Origin of the sequence: Mesorhizobium sp. CA16 (assembly GCF_020165175.1) — a bacterium.
Classification (GTDB): Bacteria; Pseudomonadota; Alphaproteobacteria; order Rhizobiales; family Rhizobiaceae; genus Mesorhizobium.
The window spans coordinates 268,798-288,737 of the sequence record NZ_JAIUHP010000001.1; the positions used below are offsets into that span (position 1 = coordinate 268,798).

A 19,940-nucleotide genomic window follows, 5' to 3' on the forward strand; every position below is an offset into this window, starting at 1 on the left:
TCACGCGGGCACCAAGGATTCGCGGCGCCCCTGGTTACGCAGGCTTTGCGTCAGCATGCGCGAATGCGCCGCCGTGTTCCAGCCCCTTGACGAAAACGCCGACCAGAAGCTCGATCTGATGCCAGATCTCCTCGGCTTGCCTGCTGTCCGAATTCGCCACATAGCCGCTGGTCACAATGCCATGCACGCTTGACCACAAGGTCCGGGCCGCAAGCGCGCGGCGGTCGTCGTCGAGGCCGAAATCGCCTGCCTTGAGCACGCCGGCGACGATGTCGAAGAGTGCGTCGAGCAGCGCGTCATAGGCGTCGGGGCCGGGCCGCGTCGCGCGGCGGCGGTTGAAGGCAAGCACCGCCGGCCAACTACCGGGATGGGCCTCGACGAAGCGCACATAGGCCGCCGCCATCGCCAAGATGCGGTGCTGGACATCCGTCACCCCTTGCCTTTCGAGATCGGCCATCGCCGCCAGACCTGTCGCGCCGAGCCGGTCGAGCAGCCGCATGTTGACGGCGCGGTGCACCTCGTCGAGATCGGCAAAGAGGTTATAGACGGATCCGACGGAGATGCCGGCCTGCTCGGCAATGGTGCGCGCTTTCAGGTTGTCGGCGCCGCCCTCGTTGAGCAGCGCCTCGGCAATGGCGAGCACCTTCTCACTCATCTCTTCCTTGTCCAGCGCCATGCTTCTTTCTTGTCCTTATGTCCGAAGTCGGCAAGCCCGGCCCGGGATTCATTCCGTTGCTTGCATTTACCATGTCCGGCGCTTCATGAACAGCGTTCAAAATAACTCTTGAACAATGTTCATTTCCTGTTATGTTGAGCTTGTGAACAATGGTCACGAAAACAGGGAGAAGAAGACCATGCTTAGCCTGATCAAGACATTGCTGGACGGCGCCAGCGCGCGGGCCGAGGACAATCTGAAGGATCGTTTTGCGATCGACCTTCTGGCCCAGCGCATCCGAGACGCGGAGGCGGGCCTCGCCGCCGCCAAGCAGACGCTCGCCTCGCTGATCGTGCGCCAGCGCGCAGAGCAGACCAGCCTCGACCAGCTCGACCGCCGCATCGCCGATCTGGAAACCCGCACGCTCAGCGCGCTTTCCGCCAACAACCAGGCGCTTGCCGAAGGCGGCGCTTCCGCAATCGCCGAACTCGAGAACGAGCGCGAGGTCCGCCGCGCCACGGTCAAGAGCCTGGGCGAGAAGACCTTGCGGATGCGTCTGTCCGTGGAACAGGCGCATCGCCGCATCATCGATCTCAACCAAGGCATGATCTCAGCCCGGGCGATCGATGCCGAACGCAAGGCGCAGTCGCGCCTCAACCGCTCGATCGGCCGTACCGCAAGCATTAACGAAGCGGAGGAATTGCTGGCCCGCATCAAGGACAGCTCCGACCCGTTCGAGGAGGCCGGCATCCTCGACGAGATCGACGGCGAGCTGCGTCACGAGGCGATCCGCGAACGTCTCGCCGAAGCAGGCCATGGACCGGCCACCAAGGTGCGTGCAGAGGATGTTCTGGCCCGCCTCAAATCCCTGAACTGAGCCCGCAATTTCCCGTGACAGATCAAATCCAAGGAATACGACGATGAATGGCAATCAGACTTATATCCTGTTCAACACCATATCGGTGGGCGCTGCCTATTTCATGCTCGGCCTGTCGCTGTGGCTGGCGCCCGTCGACCTCTCGACCAAAGGTTACTGGGCGATGGGCGTGCTGCTGCTCACCGGCAGCTTGGTGAACCTGGTCAAGTACCGCACCGACGAGCGGATTGCGGCCGAGACCACTGCCAAGATCGAGAAGGCGCGCAACGAGAAGCTGATCAGCGAATATGTCGGCAAGGAATAATCCCCTGCCCTTGCCGATCGCGAACTGAATACAAAAGCCCGGAGCGATCCGGGCTTTTGGGCTTCCCTACGAGAATGTCTTAGCGGCGAGCCAAGGCTTCGATCGCCTCGGCGGCGTCTTCCAGGATGCTGATCGCCTCGGCCTGCTTGTCCTCCGGCGCGTCGGCGATGTCGCCGAGCGCGGCGCGCAGCCGGTGTCGCAGCGAGCGGAACCGGTCACGCGTTTCCGAACGGCCGCGGCGCCCCTCGTCCTTGTCGTCGCCCCAGCCGAACCATTCGCGCGCCGCGGCCATCTTGCGGCCGAAACGCTCGAGATGGTCGAGCACGCTGTCGATCATCTCGCGGTTCTCGTCCAGATGCGCCTTGCCGGCCTCGGTGATCGAAAACACTTTCTTGTTGCCTTCGCTCGAGGATACCGCGTAGCCCGCCTCCTCCAGGAAGGTCAGCGTCGGATAAACCACGCCCGGGCTTGGGCTGTAGATGCCGCTGGTGCGCTCTTCCAGAGCCTTGATGATGTCGTAGCCGTGGCGCGGCGCGTCGGCCAGCAGCGACAGCGTGATCAGCTTGAGATCGCCGTCGGCCAGCATGCGCCCGGCGCGGAACATGTCGCCCGGGCCGCCGCGTCCGCCGCCCCTGCCGCCATGGCCGAACGGGCCGAAACCGCCGCCCCCTCTCCCACCAAATTTGCCGGCCATATGCATGAACATGCGCTCGCCGAAATGGCTGTGCCCGAAGTGACCGTGTTTGTGCATGGATTGCTCCTTTGAATTATATCTTACGATACATCTTACGTAAGGCTGACCACGTTTGGAGTCAAGATATATCTTAAGATGTATCGCAGCCTTAGCGAAGAGCTGCCGTCAGGCACGGAGCGGGTCGGAGCAAGCTGCCTACCAATGGCCCTTGCGGCGGTTCCAGGCATAGAGAAGGTCGGCGAAGCGGTCATAGGCAAAGCGCGTCAGGGGCAGCGCGATGGGGTTGCCGAACAAGCTCGCCAGCCATTCCTCGCCCGGCGTGAGCCGCCAGACCGCGATCGCCACATCGGCGCCGACCAGCAGCCGTCCTTCGGCATCGGTCGCATGCAGACCCCGGCGGATATCCTCCAGCGAGGCGCCGAAGGCGGAGAGCGCCTCAGGTTCGAAATTGATGTCGCGGAATTCGACGCGGCCCGCTTTGACCGCCTCGGTGAGCCGCCGCTTCTGCCGGTTGATGCCGGCGTCGCACACCGGACAGCGTGTGTTGTACCAGACGATCAGCAACGGCTCGGGCATGGCGCGACTATCGGGAATGCGGCGCGGCTTCGCAACAGCCACGCCGCTCCCTTCAGCCAGCTACCCGAGCGAGCTGATGATCTCGCGGTAGGCGAATTCCGGAAACGCCTTCATCGTCCGCGTCTTGACATTGCCGCCTGACGCCAACATCAGCGCGAAGCGGGCAAGCACCGCATCGTCCGGCGCTTCGACGACGGCTACCATGTCGCATTCGCCCATGGTCAGATAGAACGACTTGAACGATCCGCCCATTTCCCCCAGCAGCTTCTTGGCCGCATCGAGCCGTTTCGGCGATTCCCGCACATTCTTGGCGCCGAGCTCAGTCCAGTTGATAAGCACGATGTAGGTTGTCATGGCACACCTCCCACCGGGAGCCACGGAGCGCGACGCCTGGCCGCTGCGACCGGCGCCGGGGCGGGCATCCGGCTTGTCGCCCATAAATGCATCCGACGCCCGATTATCCTCCTGTCGGGCAAACCCGACAAGGCGGCATGAAGGGTAGCCGGAAAAGCAAAAGGGCGCCCGAGGCGCCCTTTCGATTTCGTGTGATTGTATTCCCGCTCAGCTGTCGAGGAAGCTTCTGAGCTTGCGCGACCTGCTCGGATGCTTGAGCTTGCGCAGCGCCTTGGCCTCGATCTGTCGGATGCGCTCGCGCGTTACCGAGAACTGCTGGCCGACTTCTTCCAGCGTATGATCGGTATTCATGCCGATGCCGAAGCGCATTCTGAGCACGCGCTCCTCGCGCGGCGTCAGCGAGGCAAGCACGCGCGTCGTCGTCTCGCGCAGGTTGGCCTGGATCGCCGCGTCGATCGGCAGGATCGCCATCTTGTCCTCGATGAAGTCGCCGAGATGCGAATCCTCCTCGTCGCCGACAGGCGTTTCGAGCGAGATCGGCTCTTTGGCGATCTTCAGCACCTTGCGCACTTTTTCCAGCGGCATGGCGAGCTTTTCCGCCAGTTCCTCCGGCGTCGGCTCGCGGCCGATCTCATGCAGCATCTGGCGCGAGGTGCGCACGATCTTGTTGATCGTCTCGATCATGTGCACCGGAATGCGGATGGTGCGCGCCTGGTCGGCGATCGAGCGGGTGATGGCCTGCCGGATCCACCAGGTGGCGTAGGTCGAGAACTTGTAGCCACGACGGTACTCGAACTTGTCGACCGCCTTCATGAGGCCGATATTGCCTTCCTGGATGAGATCCAGGAACTGCAGGCCGCGGTTGGTGTATTTCTTGGCGATGGAGATGACCAGGCGAAGATTCGCCTCGACCATTTCCTTCTTGGCGATCGCGGCCTCGCGCTCGCCCTTCTGCACCTGGTTGACGATCTTGCGGAATTCCAGGATCGAGATCGCCGTTTCGGTGGCGAGGTTCTGGATCTCGGCGCGCAGCTCCTTGATCGCATCCTTCTCGTTCTTGGTGAACTCCTTCCAGCCGCGCGACGTCAGGTTGGCGATCGAGCGCGTCCAGTTCGGATCGAGCTCCGAGCCCTGATACTCCCGCAGGAACTCCTCGCGGCGCACGCCATAGCTTTCGGCGAGGCGCAAAAGCTTACCCTCGTTCTGCACCAGGCGCTTGTTGATGTCGTAGAGCTGCTCCACCAGCGCCTCGATGCGCGCGGCGTTGAGCGACAGCGACTTCACCGCCTTGATCAGCTGGTCCTTCAGCTCCTTCAGGCGGCGGTCCTGGCTGGGCGACAGTGTGCCGGCCGCGGCCAGGCGGTTCTCGACCTGCTGGTCCTGCAGCTTGCGCAGCTTCTTGTAGGTGTCGGCGATGACGTCGAGCGTCTCCATCACCTGCGGGCGCAGTTCCGCTTCCATCGCGGCCAGCGACAGGCTCGCCTCGTCCTCGTCGTCTTCCTCTTCCTCCAGCCCGCGCGTGTCGCCGCCGACATTGGTGATGTCGTCTTCTTCCTCGCGTGCCGCCGAACGGCCGCGCGGCTTCTCCTCGGGCTTGGGCGCTTCCTCGATGCGTTCGACGACGGGCGCCTGCTTGGCTTCGGGGCCGGCATAGGTCGCCTCGAGGTCGATGATCTCGCGCAGCAGGATCTTCGATTCGTTGAGCTCGTCGCGCCAGATGATGATGGCCTGGAACGTCAGCGGGCTTTCGCACAGCCCCGCGATCATCGTTTCGCGGCCGGCCTCGATGCGCTTGGCGATCGCAATTTCGCCCTCGCGCGACAGAAGCTCGACCGAGCCCATCTCGCGCAGATACATGCGCACCGGGTCGTCGGTGCGATCGGTCGGCTCTTTCTTGGTAGTCGTGGCGGCGACAGCGGTGCCGGTCTGCTCGGCGAGCTCGTTGGCGTCTTCCTCGGCGTCGGCGGCCGGCTCGGCTTCCGCCTCCTCGCCCACCTCGTCGTCCTCGACGACGTTGATGCCCATGTCACTGAGCATCGCATTGATATCTTCGATGCGATCCGGATCCGTCTCTTCCGAGGGAAGCACCGCGTTGAGCTCGTCGAGCGTGACATAGCCGCGTTTCTTCGCGGCCTTGATCATCTTCTTGACAGCATCGTCGGAAAGGTCGAGCAGGGGGCCATCAGTGGCGCCTTCGCGTTCGGTCTCGACCTCTTCCTTTTCCTTTGTCGCCATTCTTTGTCGTCTCCAAGCGGCCGAATATCGAGGCCGCGTAAACTGCCGTACCGGTTATGCTGGACGCGCTCGCGCCGGAACGCTTTTCACCGGCCCAGCAACCGTGTCATCTCTTTTGTTTTGTGCATGTCTCTGTCCCAAACCGGTTTCCACTTTTGGGCAACATGCATTAAGTCCAGATTAACCCTGATATCTGGAGCGGGCACTTTGCCTGTCCAGTCGCCACCGGTGCCTCACATCGCTCGAATTCCCGCCGATGCCGTGGCACGGTTAACGTTTCGAATCGTCCTGATTCCGCCAATCTGCCAGAAGGTCAAGCGCCTCTGGCATGATTCGCATGAAAAAAGCGAATCAATTACCCGACTTAGAGGCGTCGATTCGACGCGCCGCGCATTTCCACTTCACTTCCAATGGGTGGTGTTCGGCCTAAACGCGGCCAACCCTGCCCGACGAGACGCCGAATCCTTCGATCAGCGCTTCCGTTGCCTGCACATCGTTGAATTGCGCTTGAATCTCGACGAGATGCCGGAAGTTTTCGTCCGAAGGGTCTGCATCGAGCGCCGCCTGCGCCTGTTTCAGCTCTCTATGTAATGTGCGGGCGCTGCGCTGCAAGTGCAGCGCCTGGTTGAAGGCGTCGCGGGCATCGTCAAGCGCCGCCGTTTCCAGCGCCGGCCATTGCCGCGCGCGCTTGATCAACTCGACAGCCCGCTCCCAGATGCCGCCGCAGCCGGCGCGCTCGATGGTGGCGATGACCGCGCCGCGCTCGTCGGCCGCTTCATGCGCCATGGCGTCGAGAATGGCCGCGTGCAGCTTGCGCAAATCCGAATTGGCGAGGTCGAGGAATTCGACATGGGCGAAATTCTCGTCGATCAGCGCCGGATGATTGACCAGCGCCACGATAATCGTCGCCTCGCGCACCGACATCCCCTCGCCGGCCCGCTTGACCAGCGCCGAGCGACCCAGGCTCTCGGTGATCGCGGCGCGCCCGCCGGCCGCCCCACCTTTCGCGAACTGCCCACCGGGCACGGGCGTCTTGCCCTGCCCCGGCTTCCAATCCTGACGGCCTTGCCGAACATTCCGCTGGGCGCCAAAGAAGCTCCGCACCCGTTCGCGCATCACCTGTTGATATTCGTAGCGAACACTCTCGTCGCGGATACGGCTGGCGAGTTCACTCAGCCTTTTTCCCAGCTCGGCGCGTCGCTCTGGCGTCTCGAAGACACCGCCGGCGGTCTCCCGCATCCACAGAAGGTCGACAAGCGGTCGCGCCTCCGCCAGCACCACGCGGAACGCGTCCGGTCCCTCGGCCTTGACCAGGTCGTCGGGGTCCTTGCCTTCCGGCAGCAGCGCAAAACGTGCCGAGCGCCCGGCCTGCACGGAGGGGAGCGCGAGATCGGCCGCCCGCCATGCCGCCTTCAGCCCGGCCGGGTCGCCGTCGAAGCAAAGCACCGGCTCGGGCGCCATGCGCCACAGAAGTTCGAGCTGGTTTTCGGTGAGCGCGGTGCCGAGCGGCGCCACGGCATTCTCGAAGCCGGCCTGCGCCAGCGCGATCACGTCCATATAGCCTTCGACCGCGATCACCGTGCCGCCTTTCGCGATCGCCCTGCGGGCGCGGGCGAAATTGTAGAGCACATTGCCCTTGTGGAAGAGCTCGGTCTCCGGCGAGTTCATGTATTTGGCCAAGGCATCGGGCGCCAGCGCGCGCCCGCCGAAGGCGATGATCTTGCCGCGCGAATCCGGGATTGGAAACATGATGCGGTCGCGGAACCAGTCATAGGAGACCGGGATGTCGTCGCCGTGCCGCACCAGGCCGCAGGCCTCGATATCGGCCTTCGGCACGCCCTTGGCGGCAAGATGTTCCTTGAGCGCGTTGCGGCTGTCGGGCGCATAGCCCAGACGGAAGGATTGTTGCGTCGCCGGCGTCAGCCCGCGGTCGCGCAGATACGCGCGGGCTTTGGCGCCGTCGGCGCTCTGCAGCCGCTCCTGGAAGAAGGCGGTCGCCATTTCCATGACGTCGGTCAGGCTGGCGCGTTCCTTCTCGCGCCGCTCTTCCTGTTCGTCGCGCACCGGCATCGGCACGCCGGCCATCTCGGCGATCTTCTCGACGGCTTCGGGGAAGCTCATGCCGTCTAGCTCGGTGAGGAACTTGAAATGGTCACCCGAAACCGAGCAGCCGAAGCAGTGATAGCGGCCCTTCTTGTCCTCGCAATGGAAGGACGGGCTCTTCTCGCCGTGGAAGGGACAGCAGGCCCAGTAGTCGCCGCGCGACGCGTTGGTCTTCTTCCTGTCCCATGCGACGCGCGTGCCGATGACCTGCGAAATCGGCACGCGGTCGCGTATCTCGTCGAGGAAGGCGGGCGGAAAGCGCATCGGGGAACTCGTTTGCCCTCCATATAATCAACCCGCCCGGGCACGGCGACCCCATCCGGCTCATCGTACCCGCTTTTCACAGACGAAAAGAACGCGGCCGGGTGGCAGCCTTCCGAATTTCGCGATTGTCGCGGATTACCGCGCGGCGATCGCGCCAAAGACGATGCCGGAGAGGATGCTGACCAGCAAATAGTCGTTGCCGACGCGGATCCATTCCTGGCCGGGACCAGGGCGGCGCAGGTCGTAGCGGTTCCAGTCGCGGACTGGCTGGTGACGCTTCCAGTTGGAATATCTTTGGCCGTTGCGCCAATGGCTGCGCCTTACCACCTTCTTCTTGACGATGACCCGCTTGTCGACATGCCTGCCGGGCTTCTGCCAGTCGACCTGGGTGTAGCTCGACTGCGGCGTGCCCGGCTGGGCGAGCGGCGCGGCCTGGCCGGAGAAGGCCGAGGCGGCCAGCATCGAGGCGGTGACGGCGCAAAGTATGAGACGCTTCATGGTCGGTATTCCTTGTTGTCGATAGGCAGGGGAATAGTCGCCAATGGATGAACCGAAACTGAACGCCAGAATTACAATTCTGCAATGTTTTCCAGGACTTGCACCGGCCGCTTCGACAACGCTTCGGATCACGTGGCCGAGCGTCGGGCGGTATGAGGCGAAGCGCTGCCGCCAGGCGCATGCAACCAATGCTTCCTGCAGTCATTTCCGACATGCGCCGTCGAGCCGAGACGATCATCGCATCAGAAAAATCTATTATTCGGCTAATTTTAACTGGTATATTTCGACTTGTTGAAATGACTAAGATTCGTACCCCTCTCCGCACCCCTGATGCCAGCTCGCGAGTTTGGCTGTGAGCGGCTCTGTCGTCCTCCTGCACCTTGCCGGCGCGGTGGCGCTGATGCTGTTCGCCACCCGCATGGTGAAGACGGGCGTCGAGCGCGCCTATGGCGACGTGCTGCGCCACCGGCTGCGCGCCACCATGCGCAATCCGGTCATGGCGGTGCTGGCCGGCTGCGGGCTGGCGATCGCATTGCAGAGCTCGACCGCAGTGACGCTGCTGGTCGGCTCCTTCGCCGGCGCCGGCATCGTTTCGGGCGCCGCCGGGCAATTGGCAGTGCGCGGCGCCGAGATCGGTTCGGCGCTGGTGGCCAAGCTGCTCACCTTCGACCTGACGCTTCTGGTGCCGCTCTGCCTGATCGCCGGCACGGTCATGTTCATGGCCACCGAGCGGCGCGATTGGCGGCAGATAGGCCGCATCCTGATTGGCGTCGGCCTGCTGATCCTGTCGCTGGAGATGATCGGTCAGGCGTCGGAACCGCTGCGCAACAGTCAGTTGATGCCGCTGATCGTCAACTATTTCTCCGGCGACTATGTCACCGCTTACCTGCTCGCCGCGCTGGTTACCTGGCTGTTCCATTCCTCGATCGCCGCCGTGCTGCTCCTGGTGACGCTGGCCGGGCGCGGCTTTATCCCTCCCGAGCTCGGCATCGTGCTGGTGCTCGGCGTCAATCTCGGCTCCTCGATCATCGCACCCCTGCTTACCCGCAATGCCGATCCGGGCGTCCGCGTCGTGCCGATCGGGAACCTTTTGATGCGCGGCATGGGCTCGCTGGTGATGCTGATCCTGTTCATGACGCTGAAGCCGCCTATCGGCTTCCTCGGCGCCACTGTTCCGGACCAGATCGTCAACGCCCACATCCTGTTCAATGTGATCATCCTGCTCGCCGGACTGCCACTCGCGGGCCTCGTCTACCGCGTCTCGGAGAAGATCGTTGCGCTCGGAGCCGTGCCGGAGCCGATCGCCACGCTGGATGTCGTCGAACTGTCGGCGCTCAATGAAAGCGCGTTGGACACGCCGAGCCAGGCGCTGGCCAATGCGACGCGCGAGGTGGTGCGGGTCTGCGAGACGGTCGAGATCATGTTGAAGCGCATCATCGAGCTTTATGAGAACGCCGACACCGACAAGATCAAGGCGCTGGCCGCGCTCGACGACCGCGTCGACAGGAAGCACGCGGCGATAAAACTCTATCTCGCCAAGATCACCAGGAACCCGCTGACCGAGGATGAGGCATTGCGGTGTCAGGAGCTGATCGGCGCCTGCGTCAAGCTGGAGCAGGTCGGCGACATCATCGTGCGAAACATGCTGGTGCATGTCAGGAAAAAGCTGGAGCGCGGCCTGGAATTCACACCGGAAGGCTGGCAGGAGCTCTGCGCCTTCCATTCCTCGGTGCTCGCCAATGCGCGGCTCGCCTTCAACGTGCTGGTCTCGCGCGATCCGGAAACCGCGCGCCAGCTGGTGCTGGAAAAGGATCTCTTGCGCGAACGCGAGAAGGAAACCAGCGCCAGCCATTTTCAGCGCCTGCGCGAAGGCACCGCCAAGAGCGTCGAGACGAGCTCGATCCACCTCGACACCATCCGCGACTTGAAGCAGATCAACTCGCTGCTCGCCTCGATCGCCTATCCGGTGCTCGAGGAGCGCGGCCTGCTCGGCGGTTCGCGGCTGAAGGCCAGCTGAGGCGATCGGGACCTGCCAAAAAATTAGTCTTTGCTCATCCTCGCTTCCGTCGGCTAAGGAACGCCAGTGGACCTGTTGGGAGGACGATCCGTCGATGGACACGCATTCGCGCAGCTTCGCCAAGGCGCTTTCATGGCGCGCCACCGGCACGATCGACACGATGATCATCTCCCTGGTGGTCACCGGCAGCATCAAGCTCGCCGCCACGATCGGGCTCACCGAGGTCGTCACCAAGTCGCTGCTTTACTACCTGCACGAACGGGCCTGGCTGAAGATCCCTTACGGGCGCAAAACGGCAGCGTAGCAGCAAGCGACAGGCCGGCTTTGATCCGTCCCGTCAAGAAAAGCTAAAGCGCCATCGCCAATTTCTGCATTGCCGCGCCCGCGCAGGCGTGGTTTGAGACGTGCATTCCTCGCCTATGTTTTGAACATGCTGCCGCTGATTGCCCTTTTCCTTGCCGCCTTCGCCTTCGGCACCACCGAATTCGTCATCGCCGGCGTGCTGCCGGAGGTGGCGCAGGGCCTCGGCGTTTCGGTGCCGACCGCCGGCTATCTCGTCTCCGGCTATGCCTGCGGCATTGCCATCGGCGGCCCGCTGCTGGCTTTGGCCACCGGCAAGGTTTCGCGCAAGACGCTGCTGATTGGGCTCACGATCGCTTTCACCCTTGGCCAGGCGGCTTGCGCGCTCGCGCCCGATTTCACCTCGATGCTTCTGCTGCGTGTCGCGACTGCCGTGGCGCATGGCTGTTATTTCGGTGTCGCCATGGTGGTTGCGGTCAGCCTGGTGCGCGAGGACCAGCGCGGCCGGGCAGTCGCGGTCATTCTCTCGGGGCTGACGGTTTCCAATATCATTGGCGTGCCCGCCGGCACCGCGATCGGCAGCCTGTGGGGCTGGCGCGCGACCTTCTGGGTGATGGGCGCGCTGGGCCTCGTCGCGATCCTCGCCATGCTGGCGCTGCTGCCGCGCACGGCGGGCGCCGCCAACCGGCCAGCAGGGCTGGCGCGCGAAGTTCGCGTGCTCGGCCGCCAGCAGGTCTGGACCTCGCTGATCCTGATGCTGATGCTGATGATCGGCCAGTTTGCGCTGTTCACCTACATCACGCCGATGCTGCTCGAGGTCACGGGCCTCGACGAGAGCCTGATCCCCTTTGTGCTTTTGCTCAACGGCGTCGGCGCCACGATCGGCGTCCTGGTCGGCGGCAAGCTCGCCGACTGGAAGCTGATGCCGTCGCTGATCGTCATGCTTGCCCTGCAGGCGATGACGCTTGGCGTCATCTACCTCGTCAGCCGCTATCCGGTGCCGATGGTCGCGGCAATCGTCATCTGGGGCGGTCTCAATTTCGCCATCGGCGCACCGATCCAGACGCGCATCCTCGCCTGGACGGCCGATGCCTCCAACCTCGCCTCCTCGCTGATCCCGTCCGGCTTCAATGTCGGCATCGCGCTGGCTGCCTCGCTGGGCGCGGCGATGCTCAATGCCGGCCTGGGCTATCGCAGCCTGCCGCTGGCCGGCGTGCTCGCCATGCTGGTGGCGGTCGTGGTGGCTTTTGCCTCGCAGACCTGGGAATGGCGCAGCCGCGCGACGCCGCCGCTGCCGGCGGCCGCGGAATAATTTAATGCATGTCGCCCAGAAGTGTGCAGCGGTTCTGGGACAACGACATGCATCAGAACAAAGATTTAAAGCGCGTCGCCTGAATCCGTTTCAGCGCGACGCGCTTTAAAGATCGATCCGGAACCTCAGGCTCTCTGCGCCGCCATAGGCTGCAAGTTTGGCAAACCGCCCGACCAGCCTGCCGCCATTGGCAAGCACCACTTTGTGCGAGGCAGGATTGTCGAGATCACTGGTGATCTCGACATGGTCGAGCCCGACCGCTCTCGCCTCGTCCAGCATCAGCCGCAGCGCTTCGGTGGCGTAGCCGCGGTTGCGCTTCCACGGCACCACCGCATAGCCGATATGGCCAAGCACATGCGAGGGCAGCTCCGACGTGCCCTTCTGCCAGCGAAAGCCGATCGAGCCGGCGGCCTCGCCATCCCAGATCCAGCGCCGGAATCCAGGCAGCCGCGCGACCTCGGTGCCGTCGGGCAAGACGATGGGCGGCCCCTTCGCTTCGGGGTCGTCAAGGCCGGCGAGAAATTCAACGGGATCCTTCTCGATCGCCTCGAGTTGCTCGCGCGTCGCTTCGAGGAGCCGCACATTGTCGGGTGACCAGCCGCGCTCGAGCGCCGCCTTGTAGGATGGCAAATGTTGGAGCGCGGGTTTGACGATTTCGATCATGCTTGGCTTCCCTGTCGAGACCGGCCTAAAGCGACACGGATCGCTCTCAAGTCGCCTGAAACCGGATTTCGCCCTTGTTCAGGAAACAGGCTTTGTCGAACAGCGACAGGTCGAGCGGGTTCGGCAGCCGGATATCGCCGATATCCGGGAACGCTTTCCGGGCGCAATCATATGACCTGTCGACCTGCGAGATGAAGATGAGCACCAGTCCGCGTTCCCGGGCAAACGATTTCAAGGCGCGGATCTGAACCATGAGTTCCGGATTCTCCCGCTTCTGGTCGAGCAGTTGCAGATAGTCGATGACCGCCAGCGTGCCGCGCGGCGCCGCCCGCAACGCCTCGATGATGTAGGTAGCGCTGATGGCGTCGGAATTGTCGAACTCGAAGAGGTGGTTGAAATCGGCCGGGTCGACGCCGATGTCACGGAACCGATCGAGGATATCGGCATGCATGTATTCCAGGGTGAAGAATACGGCGCGACTGCCTTGCTTCATGGCTGCCACGGCAAGTTCGAGGCTCATCAGCGTCTTGCCCTGCCCCGGCCGCGCCGCCACGAGGACCATGTCGCCGGGGATCAGCCGCGCCAACAGGGCGCCGGCTGGCGCAGCCTCGGCGGCCTTGGCCGCAAGCAGGCTCCAACTGCCGAAGCCTTGCTTGGCGGCAACGCGGTCGAGCGCCTGGTGGAGGGGCACATTTTCGCTGCGGGACAGAAGCCTCGCCTGGCGCTTCAGATGATAGACGGGTGCGGAAAACCGCATCGAAAAACCTCCTGCCGCGAGCAATCTTGACAACCCCTCCTTATGCCTGGCGCTCGAACAGTTGGTTCGGTGATAAACTGCCCTGCATGAACGATGCTTCCCGACGGAGGGAGGAGGCGTGGGCGCGCCGGAATCAGATCATAGCCCAATCGAGGCGTGCCGAAAATCCGACCTCCAAAAGGCGTCGCTAAACTAGAAGTGTTTCGCCGATGCGTGCGAGACCTTCTATAATCGTCCATGCTGATTCACGGGTACGAGACATTTCGACGGGAGGGGCAAGAGGGTGCGGTTGAGATCTGTTCCGCGGGGCGCGGCCATCTTCTGCCTTGTCGCGATCCTGGCCGCCCTGACGGCATCGGTCAGCTCATTCGCGGCCTTGCGGCCGTCGTCCGTTCCCGACTGGCTGCAGCGCCATGTCGGCGACGGCGAAGGCCAGATCTCGCAGGTCGTGCTGGAGCGGGCGCGCGCGCTCTACCAGAAGAAGGTCAGCGAAGGTTCGGTCAGCAACCCCTGCTACTTCGCCATGGATGCCACGCGTCCCGCGGATTTGGGCAACAGCGTGCCTGGCCAGCGCTACTACATCATTTGTGAAAGCAAGCAGCTCTTCCGCGCGGTTTCCTCGGGCCATGGCGGCGGACGCAACCTGAAAGGCGTTGCCGATTTCTCCAACGGCAGGCGCTGCGCCAAGAATTTCGGCAACGCCATGGACTCGGCGCTGACGGCCGGCGGCGCCTATATGACGGCCGAGACCAAGACGTCCTTCAAGGGCTACTATCGTATCGGCGCGCAGAACGCGGTGTTCATGCGCAGCTTCATCCAGTTCGACGGCGAAGGCGAGGCGGCGAACGCCAGGCAGCGCGTGATCGGCGGCCATCCGGCCGCGATCTTGAAGGGCCTGTGCATGCGCAAGAGCCCGCAAAGCTCCTATGCCGACCATGACGGCCTCGTTCCGTTCGGCAAGCTGGTGAACTATGCCGGCGGCCGCAGCAATGGCTGCACCAGCTGGTCGCCCGCCGACGCCGAGCAGATCATCCCCCTCGTGAAGAACAACCCGACGACGCTCTACATCTATCCGGAATCACGCGACATCGCCGCTGTCGCCCGGGCCAAGGCTGCCGGCCAGGCGCTCTCAAGCGCGGGCACCTATTGGAACGCCTCCTGCCTGAAGGAGATCGGCACTCCCAAATTCTGGCCGAAGAAGATGCTGGAGCCGATCATCGCCCAGTACAAGAAGGATCATCCGGCGCCACCGCCGCAGCCGGTGCCGATCTGCAAGGACTGACACCGTCGTCTATTGCAGCAACCCCTTGATGATGGCGCTCGCCTTGGCGAAGTCCATCTGGCCGGCATATTTCTGCTTCAGCGCTCCGATCACCTTGCCCATGTCCTTCTGGCTGGCCGCGCCCGTCGCCGCGATCGCCTCGCGCGCCGCAGCCTGGATCGCGGCGTCGTCGAGCTGCGTCGGCAGGAACTCGCGGATGATCGCCATCTCGCCGCGCTCCTGCGCCGCCAGCTCCGGCCGCTTGCCGTCCTCGAAGGCCTTGGCCGATTCCTCGCGCTGCTTCACCATCTTGGCGAGGACCTGCAGGATCTCCTCCTCGCTCGCCGGCGGCTTTCCGGCGCCGCGATTGGCGATGTCGCGGTCGTGGATAGCGGCCTGGATCAGCCGCAGCGTCGGCAGGCGGTGCTTGTCCTGCGCCTTCATCGCGCTCTTCATGGATTCGGCGATTTTCTCGCGCATCGTGCTTCTCCTTCGAATGCGGCGGACAATAGCTTTGCCGAACGGCCAACGCAAATCCCGCCAAGCCACTGATATTGCTGGACGAAAGCAAATCGGCCGTGGTCCGGGGGCGCCGCATTGACCGCTCCGGCGCGTTCGCCTATGTACTCGGTCCTGCATGAGACAATGAGTTGACGCGTGGGAGCCGGGCAATCCAGCTTCGCGCCTTGCTGCGCAAATGGTCCTCCCGACCGATTGCCGCGCCTGACAGGAGTGCCGCCATGGCCACGACCACCGCCCCGTGGGCAACCGAAAAGCCGACCGCCCTTCTGGTGCTCGCCGACGGCACGGTGATCGAAGGCCGCGGCCTTGGCGCCACGGGATCGGCGGTTGCGGAAGTGTGCTTCAACACCGCGTTGACCGGTTATGAAGAAATCCTCACCGATCCGTCTTACGCCGGCCAGATCGTCACCTTCACCTTCCCGCATATCGGCAATGTCGGCACCAATGACGAGGACATCGAGGATTTGCATCCAGCCGCCCGCGCGGGCGCTGTCGGCGCCATCTTCAAGGCCAACGTCACCGACCCGTCCAACTATCGCGCCGCCGGCCATCTCGACCAGTGGCTGAAGCGGCGCGGCATCGTCGCGCTGTCCGGCATCGACACCCGCGCGCTGACTGTGCTGATCCGCGAGAAGGGCATGCCCAATGCCGTCATCGCGCATGCGCCCGACGGCGTCTTCGACATCGAGGACCTGAAGCGGCAGGCCGCGGCCTGGTCGGGTCTGATCGGCCTCGATCTCGCCAAGGAGGTCACGTCGGGCCAGTCTTCGGTCTGGCGCGAGACGCCCTGGATCTGGAACGAAGGCTATGGTGAGCGGAGCGAACCTTCCATGCACGTCGTGGCCGTCGACTATGGCGTCAAGCGCAACATCCTGCGCCTGCTTGCGGGCCTCGGCGCCAAGGTCACCGTCGTGCCGGCCAAGACCGGTGCCGAGGAGATCATGGCCATGCAGCCGGACGGCATCTTCCTGTCGAACGGCCCCGGCGATCCTGAAGCGACCGGCGAATATGCCGTGCCGATGATCCAGGATCTCTTGAAGACCGACATCCCGGTGTTCGGCATCTGCCTCGGCCATCAGATGCTGGCGCTGGCGCTCGGCGGCAGGACCGAGAAGATGCACCAGGGCCATCACGGCGCCAACCATCCGGTCAAGGACCACACCACCGGGAAGGTCGAGATCGTCTCGATGAACCACGGTTTCGCCGTCGACGCGGACTCTCTGCCCGAAGGCGTCGAGGAAACCCATGTCTCGCTCTTCGACGGCTCGAATTGCGGCATCGCCCTGACCGGCCGTCCAGTGTTCTCGGTTCAGCATCATCCCGAGGCCTCGCCCGGCCCGCAGGATTCGCATTACCTGTTCCGGCGCTTCGTCAATCTGATTCGCGAACGCCGCGGCGAGGAAGCGCTGGCCGAACGTTGACACATTCCGAATGCCCCGCAAATCATCAAAACCTCAACCGGCGAGGGTTTCCTGTCGGACCTCGAATCCAATCGCCGTAAGCCGTCTGAGCAGACCAGCGCAATGCTGGCGAAGGCGCTCGACATCCCCCGGAGCATGGATCGAACGCTAGTCGTCCTCAGGCGGTGTCCGTCACCGGCTCCTGCGTGTGCATGCGCTCGACTTCCTTCGGCGTCGGCTTGGCAACTTTCGTCACGAAGACGATCACCGCCAGCGTCAGGAAAATTGCGCCGAGCACATAGGGAGCGCCGCCGAACACGACCGGCGCCGCCGGGCCCGTGAACCAGGAAAATATCGCGGTGTAGAGCAGCGGCGTGATGATCGAGGTGATCGAGAAGATCGAAGTCATCGCGCCCTGCAATTCGCCCTGCGCCGAGGGCGGCACCTTGGCGGCGGCGAGGCTTCTGAGCGGCGGGTCGGCCAGCGCCTCCAGGCAGCCGGCCACGATCACCGCATAGATCATCCAGCCTTGCGTCGAAAACGCATAGCCGAAGGCGCTGAGCGCGGTGAAGGTCAGGCCGATCGCCGCCGTCCTCCACTCGCCGAGCTTGGGAATGATCCGCGGCAGCACCGTCGCCATGATGATCGCCCCGCACAGGCCGAAGGCGCCGAGCGAGAAGCCGATCTGCTGCTGGTTCCAGCCATAGCGGTAGTTGGAGACGAACGCCCACACCGCCGGATACATCATATGGCCGAGCGTCATCAGGAAGAACACCAGCCCGATCCAGCCGATGCCGGGGTAATTGCGCATCTGCATGAGCGTGCCGACCGGATTGGCGCGCTTCCATTCGAAACGGCGACGATGCTTCTCGTCCAGCGTCTCCGGCAGCAGGAACATCGCGATCAGGAAATTCACGAAGGCAAGTGCTGCGGCGAAATAGAACGGCACGCGCGGCCCGAACGTGCCGAGCAGACCGCCCAGCACCGGGCCGATGACGAAGCCGACGCCGAAGGCGATGCCGAGCAGGCCGAAATTCTTCGCCCGGTTCTCGTCGTTCGAGATGTCGGCGATGAAGGCGGATGTCGTCGAATAGCTGGCGCCGGAAACACCGGCGAGCACGCGGCCGATGAACAGCATCGGATAGGACCAGGCGATGGCGCAGATCAGGTTGTCGATGGAAAAGGTTAGCACCGAGGCAAGCAGGATCGGCCGCCGGCCGAAGCGGTCGCTCAAGCCGCCCATGATCGGCGCGAAGACGAACTGCATCGCCGCATAGACGAAGAACAGCCAGCCGCCCTCGATCGCGGCCTGGCTGACGCTGACGCCGCTCAGTTCCTCCAGATAGGCCGGCAGCACCGGCATGATGATGCCGAAGCCGATGATGTCGAGCAGCAGCGTGGTGAAAACGAGCGCAAGGCCCCGCCTGGCGGTTTTGGGGTCGATCATGATGATAATCTCCTCAGGCCGCCCGGGGCAAAGACGGGACGCACCTTATAGGCGACGTCGCCGACAGGAACAATACGCGAACGAAGGCAATTGCCTCATCCTGACATCACTTGCCAGCCGCGTTGATCGCCGATCCTCGCCGCCAAAGAAGCGGCAGGGCCGCGTCAGATCGGACCGCCCATCGTGTTGCAGTCGGACAGCTTGCCGCTCTTGATGCCGCGCGCCAGCCACGTCTGCCGCTGCTGCGAGGTGCCGTGGTTGAAGCTTTCCGGCACGACATAGCCCTGCATCTTCTTCTGCAGCGTGTCGTCGCCGATCTGCTTGGCCGCGTTCAGCGCGCTTTCGATATCGCCCTGCTCCAGGATGCCCTTCTGCTGCGTGTAATGTGCCCAGACACCAGCAAAGCAATCGGCCTGAAGCTCGATGCGCACCGACAGCTGGTTGGCGTCGGCCTCGCTCATGCCTTGCCGCATCTGGTTGAACTTGCCCATGATGCCGGTGAGGTTCTGCACATGGTGGCCGACCTCATGCGCCACCACATAGGCACGGGCGAATTCGCCGGACGCGCCGAACTGCTGATCGAGCTGCTGGAAGAAGGTCATGTCGAGATAGACCTTGCGATCGCCCGGGCAGTAGAACGGCCCGGCCGCCGCCGAGGCGAAGCCGCAGGCCGAACGGACCTGGCCACTGAACAGCACCAGCTTGGGATCCTGGTAGGTCAGCCCTTCGGACTTGAAAATGCCGGTCCAGGTGTCCTCGGTATCGGCAAGCACGGTCGCGACGAACTGCTTCATCTCGTCATTGGCGGGGGCGTTGCCATTGTCCTGTGTGTCGGAGATCTGGCCGCCGTCTCCCGGCACCAGGCCCCCGCTGCCGTCACCCAGGATCTGCGATGGATCGAAGCCGAAATACCATCCTGCGAGCACGACAAGGATAACCAGGATGATGCTGCCGCCGCCACCGGTACGGCCGCCGATGGGGATGCGGAACTGGCCACCGCCGCCCAATCCGCCGCCAGGCCCGCCGCCGCTGTCGCTGCGTTCGTCTTCGATGTTGTCGCTCTGACGACGGCCTCTCCAAAGCATGGCAACTCCTCGCGACACGAACGTCCTGGAGGGACCGGCATGCCGCCGCCCCCTGCAGACAATTATCGCAACGAATACGTCAAGTCAGTATTTTTCGCGAGGTCGGTACCGACACTTTGCGTCCTGCAGCGCTATTCTCGTGTCGAGCCCGAGCTCAACGAGCGGAGGTCATCGCCCGGCGGAAAGCTTCCAGCGTTTCGGCGCTGACATGGTGCTCGATGCCCTCGGCGTCGATGCGCGCCGTCTCGGCGCTGACGCCGAGAGAGCGCAGGAACGCCTCGACCGTCTGGTGGCGGATGCGGCTTTCCTCGGCGACCCTGCGGCCGGCCTCGGTCAGGAACACGCCCCGATAGGGCTTTCGCGACACCAGCCCGTCGGCGCACAGCCTGGTCAGCATCTTTGCCACCGTCGGCTGCGCGACGCCGAGCCTTGCCGCGATATCCACCTGCCGCGCTTCATTGCCGTCCTCGATCAGGTCGGCGATCAGCTCGACATAGTCCTCGACCAGCGCGCTACGGCGCGCCTCGCGCGTCTGCCGGAAACCCGCCGAATGGATTTCGGCATCGGGAAGCGGCTCTTCGCGTCGAACCGGTTTGTTCCTCAGCGCCAATCCGCG

20 protein-coding genes are annotated in these 19,940 nt (G+C 63.8%); 7 read left to right on the forward strand and 13 right to left on the reverse strand.

The window, feature by feature from the left end; genetic code table 11:
- Positions 1-34 precede the first annotated feature (34 nt).
- Entirely contained in the window at positions 35-676 is a 642-nt protein-coding gene (locus LB525_RS01300) for a TetR/AcrR family transcriptional regulator (RefSeq protein ID WP_140838490.1), read from the reverse strand.
- A gap of 178 nt (positions 677-854) precedes the next feature.
- Here LB525_RS01300 and LB525_RS01305 point away from each other — a divergent pair, with 178 nt between their 5' ends.
- Complete coding sequence (locus tag LB525_RS01305; protein ID WP_042646990.1) at positions 855-1,532, forward strand: PspA/IM30 family protein; 678 nt, start codon at positions 855-857, stop codon at positions 1,530-1,532.
- Between the two features lie 43 nt (positions 1,533-1,575).
- Entirely contained in the window at positions 1,576-1,836 is a 261-nt protein-coding gene (locus tag LB525_RS01310; protein WP_095766630.1) for a YiaA/YiaB family inner membrane protein, read from the forward strand.
- 79 nt (positions 1,837-1,915) lie between these two features.
- On the opposite strand, the gene LB525_RS01315 is transcribed toward LB525_RS01310, so the two are convergent.
- The 6 genes from LB525_RS01315 to LB525_RS01340 form a co-directional block, all read right to left on the reverse strand.
- Positions 1,916-2,587: a PadR family transcriptional regulator gene (locus LB525_RS01315; protein WP_224543092.1), complete on the reverse strand. Its 672-nt coding sequence runs from the start codon at positions 2,585-2,587 to the stop codon at positions 1,916-1,918.
- Between the two features lie 138 nt (positions 2,588-2,725).
- Positions 2,726-3,106, reverse strand: a complete 381-nt coding sequence (locus LB525_RS01320; RefSeq protein ID WP_224543516.1) for a thiol-disulfide oxidoreductase DCC family protein — start codon at positions 3,104-3,106, stop codon at positions 2,726-2,728.
- Positions 3,107-3,166: 60 nt separating this feature from the next.
- Positions 3,167-3,460, reverse strand: a complete 294-nt coding sequence (locus tag LB525_RS01325) for a GYD domain-containing protein (RefSeq protein ID WP_224543093.1) — start codon at positions 3,458-3,460, stop codon at positions 3,167-3,169.
- A gap of 207 nt (positions 3,461-3,667) precedes the next feature.
- A complete protein-coding gene (rpoD, locus tag LB525_RS01330; RefSeq protein ID WP_095766628.1) occupies positions 3,668-5,695 on the reverse strand; it encodes an RNA polymerase sigma factor RpoD in 2,028 nt (675 codons plus the stop codon).
- Positions 5,696-6,121: 426 nt separating this feature from the next.
- The gene (gene dnaG / locus LB525_RS01335; protein WP_224543094.1) at positions 6,122-8,062 is read right to left on the reverse strand and encodes a DNA primase; all 1,941 of its coding nucleotides are present in this window, start codon (positions 8,060-8,062) and stop codon (positions 6,122-6,124) included.
- Positions 8,063-8,197: 135 nt separating this feature from the next.
- A complete protein-coding gene (locus LB525_RS01340; RefSeq protein ID WP_224543095.1) occupies positions 8,198-8,560 on the reverse strand; it encodes an RcnB family protein in 363 nt (120 codons plus the stop codon).
- A gap of 352 nt (positions 8,561-8,912) precedes the next feature.
- Here LB525_RS01340 and LB525_RS01345 point away from each other — a divergent pair, with 352 nt between their 5' ends.
- The 3 genes from LB525_RS01345 to LB525_RS01355 all read left to right on the forward strand — a co-directional run bounded on the left by LB525_RS01345 (position 8,913) and on the right by LB525_RS01355 (position 12,189).
- The gene (locus LB525_RS01345) at positions 8,913-10,577 is read left to right on the forward strand and encodes a Na/Pi cotransporter family protein (protein ID WP_224543096.1); all 1,665 of its coding nucleotides are present in this window, start codon (positions 8,913-8,915) and stop codon (positions 10,575-10,577) included.
- Positions 10,578-10,671: 94 nt separating this feature from the next.
- Positions 10,672-10,881: a DUF2061 domain-containing protein gene (locus tag LB525_RS01350; RefSeq protein ID WP_095766624.1), complete on the forward strand. Its 210-nt coding sequence runs from the start codon at positions 10,672-10,674 to the stop codon at positions 10,879-10,881.
- A gap of 126 nt (positions 10,882-11,007) precedes the next feature.
- Entirely contained in the window at positions 11,008-12,189 is a 1,182-nt protein-coding gene (locus LB525_RS01355) for an MFS transporter (protein ID WP_224543518.1), read from the forward strand.
- Positions 12,190-12,294: 105 nt separating this feature from the next.
- On the opposite strand, the gene LB525_RS01360 is transcribed toward LB525_RS01355, so the two are convergent.
- Together LB525_RS01360 and LB525_RS01365 are read right to left on the reverse strand one after the other, a co-directional pair.
- Positions 12,295-12,852, reverse strand: a complete 558-nt coding sequence (locus LB525_RS01360) for a GNAT family N-acetyltransferase (RefSeq protein ID WP_224543097.1) — start codon at positions 12,850-12,852, stop codon at positions 12,295-12,297.
- 46 nt (positions 12,853-12,898) lie between these two features.
- On the reverse strand, positions 12,899-13,609 hold the full coding sequence (locus LB525_RS01365; RefSeq protein WP_224543098.1) for a DNA helicase: 711 nt from the start codon (positions 13,607-13,609) through the stop codon (positions 12,899-12,901).
- 283 nt (positions 13,610-13,892) lie between these two features.
- Here LB525_RS01365 and LB525_RS01370 point away from each other — a divergent pair, with 283 nt between their 5' ends.
- Positions 13,893-14,891: a murein L,D-transpeptidase catalytic domain family protein gene (locus LB525_RS01370; protein WP_224543099.1), complete on the forward strand. Its 999-nt coding sequence runs from the start codon at positions 13,893-13,895 to the stop codon at positions 14,889-14,891.
- Positions 14,892-14,900: 9 nt separating this feature from the next.
- On the opposite strand, the gene LB525_RS01375 is transcribed toward LB525_RS01370, so the two are convergent.
- On the reverse strand, positions 14,901-15,350 hold the full coding sequence (locus LB525_RS01375) for a GatB/YqeY domain-containing protein (RefSeq protein WP_224543100.1): 450 nt from the start codon (positions 15,348-15,350) through the stop codon (positions 14,901-14,903).
- 260 nt (positions 15,351-15,610) lie between these two features.
- Here LB525_RS01375 and carA point away from each other — a divergent pair, with 260 nt between their 5' ends.
- Positions 15,611-16,813 carry a glutamine-hydrolyzing carbamoyl-phosphate synthase small subunit gene (carA, locus tag LB525_RS01380; RefSeq protein WP_224543101.1) on the forward strand — a complete coding sequence of 401 codons (1,203 nt, stop codon included), beginning with the start codon at positions 15,611-15,613 and terminating at the stop codon, positions 16,811-16,813.
- A gap of 157 nt (positions 16,814-16,970) precedes the next feature.
- On the opposite strand, the gene LB525_RS01385 is transcribed toward carA, so the two are convergent.
- The 3 genes from LB525_RS01385 to mntR form a co-directional block, all read right to left on the reverse strand.
- On the reverse strand, positions 16,971-18,239 hold the full coding sequence (locus LB525_RS01385) for a TCR/Tet family MFS transporter (RefSeq protein WP_224543102.1): 1,269 nt from the start codon (positions 18,237-18,239) through the stop codon (positions 16,971-16,973).
- A gap of 164 nt (positions 18,240-18,403) precedes the next feature.
- On the reverse strand, positions 18,404-19,324 hold the full coding sequence (locus LB525_RS01390) for a neutral zinc metallopeptidase (protein ID WP_140838512.1): 921 nt from the start codon (positions 19,322-19,324) through the stop codon (positions 18,404-18,406).
- Positions 19,325-19,478: 154 nt separating this feature from the next.
- Positions 19,479-19,934, reverse strand: a complete 456-nt coding sequence (gene mntR, locus LB525_RS01395) for a manganese-binding transcriptional regulator MntR (RefSeq protein WP_224543103.1) — start codon at positions 19,932-19,934, stop codon at positions 19,479-19,481.
- Positions 19,935-19,940 lie beyond the last annotated feature (6 nt).